This window comes from Streptomyces europaeiscabiei, assembly GCF_036346855.1.
GTDB classification, from domain to species: Bacteria; Actinomycetota; Actinomycetes; order Streptomycetales; family Streptomycetaceae; genus Streptomyces; species Streptomyces europaeiscabiei.
On the sequence record NZ_CP107841.1, the window covers coordinates 2,859,072 to 2,874,174 of the forward strand.

Consider the following 15,103-nt stretch of genomic DNA (forward strand, 5'->3'; position numbering starts at 1 on the left):
CGTCGGACAGGGCCCCGGCCATCGGGCAGGCCCCAGGCCGTCAGGCAGGGCCCCGGCCGTCGTACGGCCGCCGAGACCCGTGGTGTTCAGGGGCGGGTGACCGAGGCGATCGGCATCATGCCGACAGGGTCGTAGCGGACCGGGGCGCCCGGGTAGGGGGCGTGGATGACCTGGCCGTTGCCGGCGTACATGCCGACATGGCTGGCGTCGGCCCGGTAGGTGACGAGGTCGCCGGGCCGGGCCTGGGAGAGCGGGACCCGGGTGCCGGCGTATCGCTGGGCCTGCGAGGTGCGCGGCAGGCCGACGCCGGCCTGTCCGTACGACCAGACCATGAGGCCGGAGCAGTCGAAGCCGTCGGGGCCGGTGGAGCCCCACACGTACGGCTTGCCGAGGGCGGAGCGGGCGGCGGCGACAGCGGCTGCCGCGCGGCCGCCCGGGGCGACGGCGCCGTCGAGGTCGGGCATGTCGGTCCGGCCTGAGCCGGTGGAGCGGGAGGATCGGTCGTACGCGGCGCGCTCCTCGTCCGGGAGGGAGTCGAGCAGCCGCCGGGCCGCCGCGAGCTTCCCCTCGACGGCCCGCTTGTGCTGGGCGACGGCCTTGCGGCTCTTCTCCAGCTCGGCGAGCTTGCCACTGGCCTCCGCGCGGTTCTGGGAGAGGGCGCGCATGGCGTGCCGGAGGTCGTGGAGTTCGCCCGCCTGGTGGGCGTTGATGCGGTCCAGGGCGGCGGCCGTGTCGAGGTAGTCGTCCGGATCGTCGGAGAACAGCAGGGCGATCGACGGGTCGACGGCGCCGGAGCGGTACTGGGCGCCGGCGAGCGAACCCAGCGACTCCCGCATGACGTTGATGCGGTCCTGCTGCCGGGCGATCGAGTCCTGCGCGGTGCCGACCTGCTCACGCAGCTCGTCGGCGCGCTCGTCGGCCTTGTTGTAGGCCTCGGTGGCCCGCTCGGCCTCCTCGTACAGCCGGTCCACCTCGGCCCGGGTGTTGTCGTGCGGCGCGGCGGCGGCCGTCTGGACGGGGATGGCGCCGAGGGCGGCGGCCGCGGCGGACAGCACACCGAGGGCGGCGGCCGCGCCCCGGTCGAACCCGGACGGTACAAGGCGACTGTGGGACACCACGGGAAGCCGCACTCCCTTCGACGACGGACAGGGCCTTCCCCCGGGGCCGAAGGGGCCCCGAAGGAGGGGCACACTCACGGCGGGTGAGGGAAGCGCGGCCGACAGTAGCCGCGCGACCGTGTCCCAGCCAAAGACCTCCGCGGCCACAGAGCGTGACGTCAGGCCTGGGGCCCAGGTCACCAGCGGGGGAAGGGGTCAGCACGAGGTGCGGGAATTCGCCCGTTCGGGCGGCACTGTGTCCTGATCTTGAAGAAAAACAGGGCCGATCGTCACACGGTGTGACGATCAGCCCTGTTCAAGTCGGCGCGGGTGTCAGCCGATACGGACACCGAACTGGAAACTGCCGATGGTGCTCATCGACTCGTAGCGGACGACCTTGCCCGGGTACGGGGCGTGGATGACGGTGCCGTTGCCCGCGTAGAGGCCGACATGTCCCAGGTCGTTGAAGAAGACGAGGTCGCCCGGCATGAGTTCGCCGCGGCCGATCCGGGTGCCGTCGTTCGCCTGCGTGTACGTGGTCCGGGTGATCGACACACCGGCCTGGGCGTAGGCCCACTGGGTCAGCCCGGAGCAGTCGTAGGAGTTGGGGCCGCTGCCACCGGAGACGTACGGCTTGCCGACCTGGGTGCCGGCGGCGGCGAGGGCGGCGGCTCCACGATCGGAGGCAGGTGCCTCGTTGCCCAGGTCGACGCGGTCCCCGGCGTCACGGCTGGCGCGGGTCTCCTGCTCGTCCAGATCGGCCTTCTCCGCGGCCGTCAGGGTGTTGAGGAGCTTGTTCGCCGCGGCCAGCTTGCTCTGGACTTCCTTCTTCTTCTTGGCCAGGGTCTCGCGGGTGTCCGCGAGGTCCGCCAGCTTCTCCGTGGCCTCCTGGCGCTGCTGCGCGAGGGTGCGCTGCTTCTCCTGGACCTTCTTCAGCGACTCGACCTGCTGGCTGGTCAGCTGGTCGAGCGTGGCGGCCTTGTCCAGGTAGTCGTCCGGGTCGGCGGAGAGGAAGAGCTGGATCGAGGAGTCGATGCCGCCCGAGCGGTACTGGGCGCTGGCCGCCAGGCCTATGCCCTCACGCAGCTCGTTGAGGTCTTCCTGACCCTTGGCGACGTTGTCCTGGATCGCGGAGATCTCCTTCTCGAGCTTCTCCTGCTTCTCCTCGGCCCCGTTGAGCTTGTCGGTGGCCCGCCCGGCGTCCTCGTAGAGCTTGTGGACCTTGGCCTGGACGTCGTCCTTGCTCGGCTTCTCCGCGGGCGCGGCGTTGGCGGCCTGGGAGGTCAGGGCCACGGCAGCGGCGGCGGCAGTGGTGAGCACGGTCACGCGCGCACGGCTCGGCTGCTTCGGTCGACGGTGGGACGCCACGGTAGGTGAACTCCTTCATGTGAGCGACCGGCCGGCGAGGACTCCGGCGATACGATCACCCGTTCAGAGGTTTGAGCCCAGACCCTAGTGACCCAATGGTGATCACTTCAAATCCCCCACAGGAAAAATCCCGTCCCACGGCGCACAATTTACACTGAACACACATCCAGTAACGCCCGGTTGACGCTACGTTGCGCAACAGTTCCGTAAATTCGGGCATAGCGCCTGTTCGTTGTTGTTGGGGCGGACAGTGCCGAACGGTCAGGAAAGCCGCTTGAGGAGCACCACGGACGCAACCGGGCGGGCCCCCGCCTTGGCGATCCCGTCGGCCACCTCGCGGTCGGTGGAGGCGACGATGACCGGCCGGCCGGGCGGCTCGGCGCGCACCAGCTGGCGGATCAACTCGTCGGCGGTGACCCCCGGCTTGGAGAACAGCACCCGCACCCCGCGCGGCGGCGCGAGCAGCACCGGCGCGGCCAGCTCGGCACCGTCGAAGACGCAGGTGACCTCGGCGCCGGTCTGCGCGGCGAGCTGGGAGAGCTGCCCGAGGAGCCGCAGCCGCTGCTTCTCCAGCGGCATCTGCGGATAGCCGGTCTTGGTGACGTTGTAGCCGTCGACGACGAGATGCGCCTGCGGCAGCGCCAGCAACTGGTCCAGGATCGCCGGGTCGTTCTCCGACAGCGCGCGGGTGGCGATGTCCTTCGGGGTCATCCGCCCCGGTTCGACCGCGTCGACGGTCTCGGCGGGCCGTACGGAGACCGGCGGCAGCGCCAGCTCCCGCCGCAGCCCCTGGGCCGCGTCCAGCACGGTGTCCAGCAGCAGCCGTACGCGCATGTCCTCGACGCTGCGGCCCTCTCGGGCGGCCCGCCTGGTGGCCTCCAGGGCGGCCTCCGCCTCACCGAGCCGGGCCTTGAGCCGTCGGCTCTCGCTCTCGGCGGCGGACACCTGGGAGTGCGACTCGGAACGTACGGTCTCCATCTCGGCGTGCAGCTTGCGCAGGGCGGCCTCGCCGCGCTTGACGTCGCTGAGGGCGGCCCGGAGTTTGCGGTGCATCGCGTCGGCCTCCTTCTTGGCCGACTCCAGCTCCGCGCGCAGCCGTTCCGTCTCGGCCTTCGTGTGGCCGCGGGCCTCGGCGAGCCGTTCGCGCAGCCGCTCCAGCTCGGCCCGGCTCTCCTCGTCGGCCCGCTCGGCGTACGCCCGCAGGGCCTCCTCACCGGCGGCGGCGACCAGCTTCACCCAGCCCGTGGGGCGCAGCACATAGGCCGCGGCTGCCACGTCCAGCGGATCCGCGGCCGGGGGCGGCGCGCCCGTGTCGAGGGCGTCGGCCAGCTCCGGGTGGGCCTCCCGGAACCGCTCCGAGATCCGCTGTCTGAAAAGCGTGTCGCTCTCCAGGGCGGCCGCCATCGCGTTCCCGGCGAACTTCACCCGACGGGTCGGGGTGAACCGGGCATACTGCCTCAGCTGTGCGGGCAGTTCGGCGACGGTCAGTCCGCCGAAGCCGTCGGAGACGATCTGCACGACCCGTCTGCGCACGCCCTCGGGCAGCGGACGGTCGAGCACCTCGGCGGCGCCGTCGCCCGGCCCCCCGCCTGCGCTCTCCACCATCCGTCACACCCCATTTCTCTGCGGGGCCCTCCCCCACTCTCGGCTTCGCTCGAGCGGGGGGACCCCCGTCCTCAGGAGCCGGCGCCCGGCCTGTCCACGAGTTCCACCTGGTCCACGGCGTTGCACCAGCGGCAGCGCACCGACTCGATGGTCTCACTGACCACGTCGCGCTCCTCGACCTTGGGCTGCCCGGCGAGGTCGAGGTGAACGTACTCGACGACCTTCGACGAGCGGGTCACGTCGAAACGCGTGAGGTTGCCACAGAGCGTGCAGCGCCAGCGGGTCGTGTCCGTCGGCAGGGGAACCGTCATCGTGGCTGCTCTTCCTTCTTCCAGTCTCGGTGAAGCGCCGGCGTCCCGGTGCGTGTGGCTCGTAACCCTACGGCCTGACCGGTACTGGACGCCCGTTCGCCTGCGGCGTCGGCGCCGATTGCCTCCGGCGGCGAGGCCGGCCGTGACCGGCGGCGAGGCGGTCTGCGCCGGTGAGTCCTGTTACGTCATGCTCTGTTCATGATCGGCAAGTGGAGCACCGCGGCCGCCCGGGCCGTTCGAAACGAGTCGGCGCCGGTGACGTACGGGCTGATCGCCGTCTGCTGTGCGATCTTTCTCATCGGACCGGCGGCGGGCCTCAACCCCGTGTACGGCACCGGGGACGAACTGCTCGCCGCGCAGCGGGCGTACTTCCGCCGCTGGGGCGTCGTCCCCGGCGAGCTCTTCGACGGCACCCCGCGCGCCGCGCTCACCCCCCTCACCGCGCTGTTCGTCCACGGCAGCTGGCTGCACCTCCTGGGCAACATGCTCTTCCTCTTCGTCTTCGGGGCGATGGCCGAGGAACGCATGGGCAGGGTGGCGTTCGCCCTCTTCTACGTGGGCTGCGGCTATCTCGCACTGGTGGCGTACGCGGCGGCGCACGCCGGGTCGCCGCAGTCGCTGGTCGGCGCGTCGGGGGCGATCTCCGCGGTCCTCGGCGCCTTCCTCTTCCTTTTCCCCGGAGCGCGGGTGACGAGCCTCCTGCCGTTCCTCTTCTTCCTCCCGCTGCGGTTTCCGGCGTGGGTGACCCTGCCGTTCTGGGTGAGCCTGCAGTGGCTGGCCGCGGGGCGGCAGACCTCGGGGCCGGGCGTCGCCTATCTGGCGCATCTGGTGGGGTTCGGACTGGGGTTCGCCTACGCGTGGGGGCGTTATGGGCGTAGGGCTAGAGTGAAAGCGCCAGCGGACGCCTCAGACAACGTCCCTGCTCCGGCCCCCGAGGGAGAGAAACAGCCGTGATCACCGCGATCGTGCTCATCAAGACCAGCGTGGACCGGATCCCGGAGATCGCGGAGTCGATCGCCGCGATCGACTCCGTGACCGAGGTGTTCTCCGTGACCGGTACGTACGATCTGGTCGCCATGGTCCGGGTGAAGGAGCACGAGGACCTCGCGGACGTGATCCCGGGCCGTATCAGCAAGATTCCGGGGGTTCTCGGAACGGACACGCACGTCGCGTTCCGGGCCTACTCGCAGCACGACCTGGAGGCCGCGTTCGCCATCGGCCTGGACGGCTAGCGGTCGCACGGCCGGTGCGGGGCCGGGGCCGGCTCCGCACCGTTTCCCGCGCGGCCGAACCCGGCGGCGGGGGTCAGACCGCCGGGACGCAACGACCGTCTTCCGTGCGGTAGTTCCACTGCGCGCCGTTGCGCACGAGCTCCTTCACCGCGCCCACGAACCGCTCCACATGCTCGTCGGGGGTGCCCGCGCCGAAGCTCACCCGGATCGCGTTGAGGGACCGCTCACCGGGCGCGGCCTCGGGGGCGCCGCACTCGCCCTGGGTCTGCGGGTCGCTGCCGAGGAGGGTGCGGACGAGCGGGTGGGCGCAGAAGAGGCCGTCGCGTACGCCGATGCCGTACTCGGCGGAGAGTGCGGCGGCGAAGTGGGAGCTGTTCCAGCCCTCGACGACGAAGGAGAGGACTCCGACGCGCGGGGCGTCGTCCCCGAAGAGGGAGAGGATGCGCACCTCGGGCACCTCGGCGAGCCCGGCCCGTACGGCGTCGATCAGATACCGCTCACGGGCGACCAGCGTGTCGAACCCGGCCTCGGTGAGGGCCTTGCAGGCGGAGGCGATGGAGTAGGCGCCGATGACGTTCGGCGAGCCGGCCTCGTGGCGGGCGGCGCTCTCGTGCCACTCCACGTCCACTCCCCCGTCCGACCGCCGGGTCACCTTGCGGCTGGCGCCGCCGCCCGCGAGGTACGGGGCGGCCTCGCGCAGCCAGTCGGCGCGCCCGGCGAGCACACCGGACCCGAAGGGCGCGTACAGCTTGTGCCCCGAGAAGGCGACCCAGTCCACGTCCAGCTCCCTTACGGAGACGGGGTGGTGGGGCGCGAGCTGGGCCGCGTCGAGCACGATCCGCGCGCCGTGCGCGTGCGCGGTGGCGGCCAGCTCACGCACCGGCCAGATCTCCCCGGTGACGTTGGAGGCACCGGTGACGCACACCAGCGCCGGCGCGTACGGGTCGCGGTCGGCCAGTGCGGTCTCCAGGGTGGCCACGGCCTCCTGGTGCGTACGCGGCGCGTCCAGGTACGTGACCCGCGCGTTCCGCCAGGGCAGCAGCGAGGCGTGGTGCTCGGTCTCGAAGACGAAGACCTGGCAGTCGGCGGGGAGTGCCTGGGCCAGCAGGTTCAGGGAGTCCGTCGTCGAGCGGGTGAAGACCAGCTGGTCGTCGGCCCGGCAGTCGAGGAACTCCGCGACGGTGGTGCGGGCGTTTTCGAAGAGGTCGGTCGACAGCTGGGAGAGGTAGCCGGCGCCGCGGTGGACGCTGCCGTAGTAGGGCGCGTACGCCGCCACGTCGTCCCACACACGCTGCAGGGCCGGGGCGCTGGCGGCGTAGTCGAGGGCGGCGTAGGTGACCTCCCCGCCGGTGACGAGCGGGACGGTGACATCCCGGCCCAGAACGGGCAGCGGGGCGCAAACGGACCGGTCGGCGGCAACGGTGGAGACAGACATGAGGAGCTCCCGTGAGAGGCATGCCGAAGCAAGGCATGCGGAAGAAGGAAAGAAGGGTGCGCGGAGGCGGGGCTCGGCAGCCCTATCGCATTCGCTTGCTCACGGAAGGCTCCCTCGAACGACCAGGACCCCTGGCGTATCCACTCAGAAGAGTGCGAGGGGTCCGCGCTTGCCGTAGACCTCGCTGCCTACGACCTGGTCTTCACCCGGGGCACCCCGCCACGGACGGAGGGTTGCCGGACAGTCGGCCGGGGCCTTGTGACTGTCACTCATGACCTGCCGAAAAACGTACGTGAAGTGATCGCAGCGCCGCAACTTCTGTCCGGATGGCGGGATGCGCCTCATAGCTCGGGGGTTCGGGGCTGCATGGGTGGTGCGGGTGGGTGGTGCGGGTGGGTGGGTGGTGCGGGTTGGGGGCTGGTCGAGCAGTCCCCCGCGCCCCTGAAAGGCCGGGCCCGCGGGCCTGAAGAACCACGGCCCCGCGGGCCCGAAAGACGACGGGGGCTGCGCCCCCGAAAAGCGCGGGCGCATCCCCTGTCAGGGGCGCGGGGAACTGTGCGACCAGCCCCCACCAGGCCCGCAGCCGCTACGCGTTGGTCGCCGCGACCCACCGCTCAAGAGCCCGCCGCGCCGCCCCGGAGTCGATCGACTCCGCCGCCTTCGCCATCCCGTCCCTCAGTTGCTCCGCCAGCGACCCGGAAGTCGGCTCCAGAGCAACCAACGCCGCCGCCGAGTTCAAGACAACCGCGTCCCGCACCGGCCCCGTCTCCCCGCCCAGCAACCGCCGCGCGACATCCGCGTTGTACGACGCGTCAGCCCCCCGCAACGCCTCCACCGGCACCAGCTCCAGGCCCACGTCGCGCGGGTCGAAGGCCTCCTCGGTGACCTTGCCGTCCCTCACGACCCACACCCTCGACGTGGCCGTCGTCGTCAGCTCGTCGAGCCCGTCGTCGCCCCGGAAGACCAGCGAGGAGTTGCCGCGCTCGGCGAAGACGCCCGCCATGATGGGTGCCATCCGCGGATCGGCGACACCGACCGCCTGGGCGCGCACCTTCGCCGGGTTGGCCAGCGGCCCCAACGCGTTGAAGACGGTCCGGATGCCCAACTGCCCGCGTGCGGCGGCCACATGGCGCAGCGCCGGATGGAACTTCACCGCGAAGCAGAAGGTGATCCCGGCCTCCTCGGCGACCTCGGCCACCCGCTTCGGCGTCAGCTCCAGATTCACGCCCAGCTTCTCCAGCACATCGGACGCCCCGGATGCCGACGACGCGGCCCGGTTGCCGTGCTTGACGACCTTCGCGCCCGCACCGGCGACGACGATCGACGACATCGTCGAGATGTTGACCGTCTTGGCGCCGTCTCCGCCCGTACCGACGATGTCGACGGTCCTGCCCGCCACCTCGATCACATTGGCGTGCTCGTACAGCGCCTCGACGAGACCGGTGATCTCGTCGACGGTCTCCCCCTTGGCCCGCAGCGCCACCACGAACCCGGCGATCTGCGCGTCCGTCGCCTCGCCGCGCATGATCTGGTCCATCGCCCAGAACGTGGCGCCGGCGTCCTGGTCGTGCCCGGACAGCAGCGCGTTCAGCACCGCGGGCCAGGAACGGCCCGCCGCGGTGTCGCCTCCAGCGGGGGTCACAGCGCTCATAGCCGCTCCTGGGTGTCGTGGCCGCGGGCAGGGAATGCCACGCGGACCGTGAAATCACTGATGCGCCCACCCTATCCAGGTAGGAGCACGGCGCAGGGCCCCCGTCCGAAGATCGGACGGGGGCCCTGCGACCGTGGTGTGGCGAAGCGAAGGGATCAGTGGTGGCCGTGGCCGCTCGTGATCTCCTTGTACTCCTCGACGGTGGGCTTGGCGATCTGGCTGTCCTCGCCGTAGTAGCCCTTGCTCAGCTTGGCGCGGAGCTTCGCGAGGCGTGTGATCTTGCGGGCGACACCGTTCTCGTCGACCGCGGCACCGATCTCGGTCGGCGCGTACTGCTCGTGCGCCGTGAGCGTGTGCAGCTGCTCCTGGCTGAGCGGCTCGTGGACCTCGATGAACTCACCGTGCGGCAGGCGCTTGATGATGCCGGTCTCCCGACCGTGCAGGACCTTTTCCTTGTCCCGGCGCTGCAGGCCGAGGCAGATGCGCTTGGTGACGACGAACGCGACGACCGGGGCCACGAAGAACGCGATCCGGACGAACCAGGTGATCGAGTTGATCGACAGGTGGAAGTGGGTCGCCCAGAGGTCGTTTCCACCACCGATCAGCAGGACCATGTACCAGGTGATCCACGCGACACCGAAGGCCGTACGGGTCGGGGCGTTGCGCGGGCGGTCCAGGATGTGGTGCTCGCGCTTGTCGCCGGTGACCCAGGACTCGATGAACGGGTAGACCGCGATCGCGACCAGGACCAGCGGGAAGATGATCAGCGGGATGAACACGCCCAGGACGAGCGTGTGGCCCCAGAAGTTGATCTCCCAGCCCGGCATGACACGGATCAGACCCTCCGAGAAGCCCATGTACCAGTCGGGCTGGGCGCCGGTGGACACCTGGTCCGGCCGGTAGGGGCCCATGGTCCAGATCGGGTTGATCGTGGCGATCGCCGAGATCACCGCGATGACACCGAAGACCAGGAAGAAGAAGCCTCCGGCCTTCGCCATGTACACCGGGAGCAGCGGCATGCCGACGACGTTGTTGTTCGTCTTTCCGGGGCCCGCGTACTGCGTGTGCTTGTGGTAGAAGACCAGGATCAGGTGCGCCACCACCAGGCCGAGCATGATGCCCGGCAGCAGCAGGATGTGGACCGAGTAGAAGCGGGCCACGAAGTCGCCGCCCGGGAACTCTCCGCCGAAGAGGAAGAACGACAGGTACGTGCCGACGATCGGCACGGACAGGACCGCGCCCTCCATGAAGCGGACACCGGTGCCGGAGAGCAGGTCGTCCGGGAGCGAGTAACCGGTGAAGCCGGTGAACATGCCGAGGACGAACAGCAGGAAGCCGAACAGCCAGTTGACCTCACGCGGCTTGCGGAACGCGCCCGTGAAGAACACGCGCATCATGTGCACGAACATGCCGGCGAGGAAGATCAGCGCCGCCCAGTGGTGGATCTGCCGGATCAGCAGACCACCGCGCACCTCGAAGGAGATGTGCATGGTCGAGTTGAACGCCTCGGACATCAGCTGGCCCTGCAGCGGGACGTAGCTGCCGTGGTACTCCACCTCGTTCATCGACGGGTGGAAGAACAGCGTCAGGTACACACCCGTGAGGATGATGATGATGAAGCTGTAGAGGCAGATCTCGCCCAGCATGAACGACCAGTGGTCGGGGAAGATCTTGCGCATGTTGGCCTTGGCCAGGGAGTAGATCCCGAGCCGGCCGTCGGCCCAGTCGGCGACGCGCTCGCCGGCCGGTGCCTTCTCGCGCTTGTCGCGCGCATCGGTGCTGGTCGTAGTACTCATCCGCGCTCCCAGAAGGCAGGACCGACGGGCTCTTCGAAGTCGCTGACCGCTTCGAGGTAGCCGTCTTCACCGACGGTGATCCTCAGCTGCGGCAGGGCGTGACCCGCGGGGCCGAAGATGACCCGGCCGCCGTCGGCGAGGTCGAAGGTGGACTGGTGGCAGGGGCAGAGCACGTGGTGCGTCTGCTGCTCGTACAGGGAGATCGGGCAGCCCACGTGGGTGCAGATCTTCGAGTACGCGACGATGCCCTCGTACGACCACTCCAGCTCGCGCTTGTCCTTGATGTCGTCCGGCTGGATCCGGACGATCATCAGGGCGTCCTTGGCGATGTTCTTCTGGAAGTCGTGGTCGTGCTCGTCCAGGCCGTCCGGCATGGCGAAGGTCAGCGACCCGACCGCGACGTCCGAGGGACGCAGCGGCTCGTTGGTGTTCATGTTGACGAGCTTCTTGCCCTTGGCCCAGGTGGTGTGCCGCAGCTTGGTGCCGGGCGCCGGACCGAGGCCGCCCAGCAGCATGACACCGGAGAGCGGGAACAGGGACAGCGCGCCGAACATCGTGTTGCGGATCAGCTTGCGACGGCCGAGCGCGGACTCCTTGGCGCCGTCCGCGAAGTCGGCCAGGACCTTGGCCTTGACCTCGGGCGAGGCCTCGATCGGGTGACGCTCGTCGGCGACCTCCACGTCCGACATCAGCGTGCGGGCCCAGTGGACCGCGCCCGCGCCGATGCAGAACAGCGACACGCCCAGCGTCATGCCCAGCGCGAAGTTCAGCGCGCTGATGTGGCCGATCGGGAAGACGTAGATCGACTTGTCGACGTCGATCGCCAGGTACGAGGCGATGAAGGCGACGGTGGCCAGCATCGACACCGTGAACAGCAGGGCGACCGTGCGCTCGGACCGCTTCGCAGCCCGCTCGTCGATGTCCTGGACACGGTGCTCGTGGGGCGGGAGGCCGGGGTCCGCGAAGGGGTTCTTCTCGTCCGCGACCTTGACCGCGCCGTGCGCGTCCTGCTCGATGGGCAGGTTCTCTTCTGGAATCTCTTGGCTACTCATGACTTCTTGGCCTTTGCGGTCCGAGCGGCGACCCAGACGGCGACGGCGATCAGTGCGCCGAGCCCGAACACCCAGCTGAAGAGACCTTCGCTGACCGGGCCGAGTCCGCCGAGGCTGAGGCCACCGGGCTCCACGGTGTCGCCGCTGTTGACCGCGTCGAGGTACGCGATGATGTCCTTCTTGTTCTCCTCCGACAGCGTGGTGTCGGGGAAGGACGGCATGTTCTGCGGGCCGGTCTCCATGGCCTCGTAGATGTGCTTCGGGTCGACACCCTCAAGGTCCGGCGCGTACTTGCCCTCGGACAGCGCACCGCCCTTGCCGGTGAAGTTGTGGCACTGCGCGCAGTTGGTGCGGAAGAGCTCGCCGCCCTCGGCGATGTCCGCACCCTCGGGGTCGTACGCGTTCTCGCTCGGGACCTCCGGGCCGGCGCCCAGGGAGGCGATGTACGCCGCGAGCTGGTCGATCTCGGCCTGCGAGTAGACGACCGGCTTCTTCGGGATCTGCGCGCCCGGCTGCTGGGCCGGCATACGGCCGGTGCCGACCTGGAAGTCGACGGCTGCCGCGCCCACACCCACCAGAGGCGGACCGTCGGTGGTGCCCTGACCGCCGGTGCCGTGGCAGCTTGCGCAGCCTACGGCGTAGAGCTTCTTGCCCTCCTCGATGGTGAGGGTCTGGGCGGTTTCATCGGCCTGCGCCTTTTCCGCGGGGGCGAAGGCGGTGTACAGCCCCGCGCAGGCCGCCAGCGCGATGAATAGGACGACGACCGCCGCCAGCGGATGGCGTCGTCGTGCGGAGAGCTTTTTCACGGATTACCCCGGTGTCAGGATCTTCTGCGTCGGTGCTTCTGGAAGGGTCGTTCTCGGTGCGCGGCAGGCGTACGGTCCGCCCGGCCCGGCCGCCCGATCTACTTGATCATGTAGATCGTGGCGAAGAGGCCGATCCAGACGACATCGACGAAGTGCCAGTAGTAGGACACGACGATGGCCGCGGTCGCCTGCTCGTGGGTGAACCTCTTGGCCGCGTAGGTGCGTCCGAGGACCAGCAGGAAGGCGATGAGACCGCCCGTCACGTGCAGGCCGTGGAAGCCGGTGGTCAGGTAGAACACCGAGCCGTACGGGTCGGACGAGAGCGACAGGCCCTCGTGCTTGACCAGCTCGGTGTACTCGAAGACCTGACCACCGATGAAGACCGCACCCATCACGAACGTGACGATGAACCACATCCGGAGCTTCTTCACGTCCCCGCGCTCGGCGGCGAACACGCCGAGCTGGCAGGTGAGGGAGGAGAGCACCAGGATCGTGGTGTTGGTCGCCGAGAACGGGAAGTTCAGGGTGTCGGCCTTCTCGGCCCAGAAGTCCGGACCGGTCACCGATCGCAGGGTGAAGTACATCGCGAAGAGGGCCGCGAAGAACATCAGCTCGGAACTCAACCAGATGATGGTTCCGACGCTGGTGAGGTTCGGCCGGTTGACCGACGGGTGCGCGTGCCCGGTTTCTACTGTCGTTGCTGTCGCCACGACCGACATTATGTCGGTCGCTTATCCCGCCCTCACTCCCGGGGGTGCCGTTCGGAGTGTTGCTCCCCTCCGTACCGGTGCTGACGTGGTGTTCGAGGGAGTAGCATCCGCGCATCGGGCCCTGTCCGTCTTGTTGTGCGTACGACGTCTGAGTCTTCTGCGTAACGGAGGAACAATGCAGCCGACCGCCACGGTGCTGGTGTACAGCGACGACTCGGGCACCCGGGAGCAGGTGCGGTTGGCCTCCGGCCGACGACCTGCCGCCGATGTGCCCCAGGTCGAGTTCTTGGAGTGCGCCACTCCGGCCGCCGTCATCAAGGAGCTGGACAAGGGCGGGATCGATGTCTGTGTGCTCGATGGTGAGGCGGCGCCCATGGGAGGCATGGGGGTGTGCCGGCAGATCAAGGACGAGATCTTCGAGTGCCCGCCCGCTCTGGTGCTGATCGGGCGGCCGCAGGACGCGTGGCTCGCGACCTGGAGCCGGGCGGACGCGGCGGTGACGCTGCCGGTGGAGCCGGTCGAGTTCGCGGCGGCGCTGGCTTCGCTGCTCCGGAGGAAGCAGGCGTTGAGCGCCTAGACCCCTGAGGGGGCGCGGCCTCACACCGACTCTGGTCGCAGGCGAGCCTGTACCTGGGGGCCCGGTACTTCCTCGGTGCCGCCGACCAGGGCGCTGCCCTCACGCCAGTTCTTCCAGTCGAGGTTCCAGTCGCCGTAGCCGTTGCCGAACGGGGCCATGGTGTCGCCGGCCGAGTTGACGACCTGGACGATGTCGCCCTCGTTGATGGTTTCGTAGAACCACTGGGCGTTGCCGGAACTCATGCCGGTGCAGCCGTGGCTGACGTTCGCGTACCCCTGGGAGCCGGTCGACCAGGGGGCCGCGTGGACGTACTCGCCGCTGTTGGTGACCCTGACGGAGTGGTGGACGGTCAGGTCGTAGAAGTCCGACGCACCTATGCTGGCGCTCGTCATGCGAACGGTACCTTCCTTGGCCAGGACGACCTTGACGCCGTTGCGGGTGTCGTAGCCGGGCCTGCCGGTGGTCACCGGTATCTCCTTGATGACCTGGTCGTTCTTGTAGACGGTCATCTGGTGCGACGAGGCGTCCGTGACGGCGACTATCTTGGCGCCGGTGGTCAGCTCGATGGGGTCGGCCTTCCCGCCCCAGAGCCGGTCGCCGATCTTGAGGCCCTCCAGGTTGCTGTGCACCCGGATGGTGGCCTCGGCGGGCCAGTACTCCTTGGGGCGGTAGTGGAGCTTCTTGTCGTCCACCCAGTGCCAGGCGCCTTCCGCGGCGGGGGTCGAGTCCACCTTGAGGGCGCGTTCGACGACGGACCGGGCGGCCTTGTCCTTCACCGGTCGGCTCAGTTCGGCGGTGACGGGCTGGCCGACGCCGTACCTGCCCTCCTCGGGGCCGAAGGTGACGTCGAGGCGCTTCTTGGTGAGGGGGCGGCCGGTGTCGAAGGAGCGGGTCTCGCGGCCGGGGGCGCCGTCCTCGTCCTCGGTGCTCACCCGGACCGTGTAGCGGGCGTTGGCGGCGAGCGGTGAGGTGGAGTGCCAGCGGCCTCCGTCGGCGGAGAGTTCGCCCGCCACGTACCGTCCTGCGGCGTCCACGGCGGTGACGTCGGTGATGCGTCCGTCGTCCTTGGCCGTGACTTCCAGCGGCTTGTCCGGGTCGGCCTTCTCCCCTTCCCCGGTGGGTGTGCTGAAGGTGACCTGGTCCGCGGCGTCGTACGGCCTGCCCGAAAGTGGGTGGCCACCGGAACCGCAGGCGGTGACGCCCGCTCCCAGGGAGACCACCAGCAGGGTGCAGCCGACGACCGTGCGACTACGGCGCGGGCGCGCCGGTATCGAGAGGCTGTGGGGGAGCGCGGAGGCCGAAGGGTCGAGCACGGTCGGGCTCTCGACACCGGCTGTGGCGCCCCTGAAAGGTTCTGAAGTGCTCATGGGTTCAACCTAGGAACGCGCGTCAAGCGTGGCGCGCCGGGTGACCCGACCGAGCTACGTACGGCGTGGCAAAAGGGGGAAGCCCGGACCTCCTGT

14 protein-coding genes and 1 riboswitch are annotated in these 15,103 nt (G+C 69.5%); of the genes, 3 read left to right on the forward strand and 11 right to left on the reverse strand.

What is annotated here, in order from left to right; genetic code table 11:
• Nucleotides 1-86: 86 nt before the first annotated feature.
• The 4 genes from OG858_RS12430 to OG858_RS12445 all read right to left on the reverse strand — a co-directional run bounded on the left by OG858_RS12430 (nucleotide 87) and on the right by OG858_RS12445 (nucleotide 4,381).
• Nucleotides 87-1,118, reverse strand: coding sequence for a C40 family peptidase (locus OG858_RS12430; RefSeq protein WP_086746531.1), 1,032 nt, complete (start codon nucleotides 1,116-1,118; stop codon nucleotides 87-89).
• A gap of 312 nt (nucleotides 1,119-1,430) precedes the next feature.
• Complete coding sequence (locus OG858_RS12435; RefSeq protein ID WP_179200784.1) at nucleotides 1,431-2,465, reverse strand: C40 family peptidase; 1,035 nt, start codon at nucleotides 2,463-2,465, stop codon at nucleotides 1,431-1,433.
• A 261-nt stretch (nucleotides 2,466-2,726) separates the two neighbouring features.
• Nucleotides 2,727-4,070: an NYN domain-containing protein gene (locus OG858_RS12440; RefSeq protein WP_319066123.1), complete on the reverse strand. Its 1,344-nt coding sequence runs from the start codon at nucleotides 4,068-4,070 to the stop codon at nucleotides 2,727-2,729.
• A gap of 71 nt (nucleotides 4,071-4,141) precedes the next feature.
• The gene (locus OG858_RS12445) at nucleotides 4,142-4,381 is read right to left on the reverse strand and encodes a hypothetical protein (protein WP_037693477.1); all 240 of its coding nucleotides are present in this window, start codon (nucleotides 4,379-4,381) and stop codon (nucleotides 4,142-4,144) included.
• Nucleotides 4,382-4,579: 198 nt separating this feature from the next.
• Here OG858_RS12445 and OG858_RS12450 point away from each other — a divergent pair, with 198 nt between their 5' ends.
• On the forward strand, nucleotides 4,580-5,335 hold the full coding sequence (locus OG858_RS12450; RefSeq protein ID WP_086747188.1) for a rhomboid family intramembrane serine protease: 756 nt from the start codon (nucleotides 4,580-4,582) through the stop codon (nucleotides 5,333-5,335).
• Nucleotides 5,332-5,613 (forward strand): Lrp/AsnC family transcriptional regulator, encoded by a 282-nt coding sequence (locus tag OG858_RS12455; protein ID WP_005478309.1) that lies wholly within the window; start codon nucleotides 5,332-5,334, stop codon nucleotides 5,611-5,613. The genes OG858_RS12450 and OG858_RS12455 overlap by 4 nt, the downstream gene beginning before the upstream one ends.
• Before the next feature lie 73 nt (nucleotides 5,614-5,686).
• Here OG858_RS12455 and OG858_RS12460 read toward each other — a convergent pair whose 3' ends face one another.
• The 6 genes from OG858_RS12460 to ctaE all read right to left on the reverse strand — a co-directional run bounded on the left by OG858_RS12460 (nucleotide 5,687) and on the right by ctaE (nucleotide 13,072).
• On the reverse strand, nucleotides 5,687-7,048 hold the full coding sequence (locus OG858_RS12460; protein WP_319066124.1) for an aminotransferase class V-fold PLP-dependent enzyme: 1,362 nt from the start codon (nucleotides 7,046-7,048) through the stop codon (nucleotides 5,687-5,689).
• Between the two features lie 160 nt (nucleotides 7,049-7,208).
• Nucleotides 7,209-7,325: riboswitch (SAM riboswitch) on the reverse strand.
• Between the two features lie 309 nt (nucleotides 7,326-7,634).
• Nucleotides 7,635-8,699 carry an anthranilate phosphoribosyltransferase gene (trpD, locus tag OG858_RS12465; RefSeq protein ID WP_086746628.1) on the reverse strand — a complete coding sequence of 355 codons (1,065 nt, stop codon included), beginning with the start codon at nucleotides 8,697-8,699 and terminating at the stop codon, nucleotides 7,635-7,637.
• Nucleotides 8,700-8,854: 155 nt separating this feature from the next.
• Nucleotides 8,855-10,495, reverse strand: a complete 1,641-nt coding sequence (gene qcrB, locus OG858_RS12470) for a cytochrome bc1 complex cytochrome b subunit (protein ID WP_086746629.1) — start codon at nucleotides 10,493-10,495, stop codon at nucleotides 8,855-8,857.
• The gene (gene qcrA, locus OG858_RS12475; RefSeq protein ID WP_086746630.1) at nucleotides 10,492-11,547 is read right to left on the reverse strand and encodes a cytochrome bc1 complex Rieske iron-sulfur subunit; all 1,056 of its coding nucleotides are present in this window, start codon (nucleotides 11,545-11,547) and stop codon (nucleotides 10,492-10,494) included. The genes qcrB and qcrA overlap by 4 nt, the downstream gene beginning before the upstream one ends.
• Complete coding sequence (gene qcrC, locus OG858_RS12480) at nucleotides 11,544-12,353, reverse strand: cytochrome bc1 complex diheme cytochrome c subunit (RefSeq protein WP_086746631.1); 810 nt, start codon at nucleotides 12,351-12,353, stop codon at nucleotides 11,544-11,546. Before qcrC ends, qcrA begins: the two co-directional genes overlap by 4 nt.
• Nucleotides 12,354-12,451: 98 nt before the next feature.
• Entirely contained in the window at nucleotides 12,452-13,072 is a 621-nt protein-coding gene (ctaE, locus tag OG858_RS12485; RefSeq protein ID WP_086746632.1) for an aa3-type cytochrome oxidase subunit III, read from the reverse strand.
• Between the two features lie 166 nt (nucleotides 13,073-13,238).
• Between ctaE and OG858_RS12490 the strand changes: the two genes are divergently transcribed.
• Complete coding sequence (locus OG858_RS12490) at nucleotides 13,239-13,640, forward strand: response regulator (RefSeq protein WP_037693494.1); 402 nt, start codon at nucleotides 13,239-13,241, stop codon at nucleotides 13,638-13,640.
• A gap of 20 nt (nucleotides 13,641-13,660) precedes the next feature.
• Here OG858_RS12490 and OG858_RS12495 read toward each other — a convergent pair whose 3' ends face one another.
• Nucleotides 13,661-15,007 carry a L,D-transpeptidase gene (locus OG858_RS12495; protein ID WP_256960189.1) on the reverse strand — a complete coding sequence of 449 codons (1,347 nt, stop codon included), beginning with the start codon at nucleotides 15,005-15,007 and terminating at the stop codon, nucleotides 13,661-13,663.
• Nucleotides 15,008-15,103: the final 96 nt, after the last annotated feature.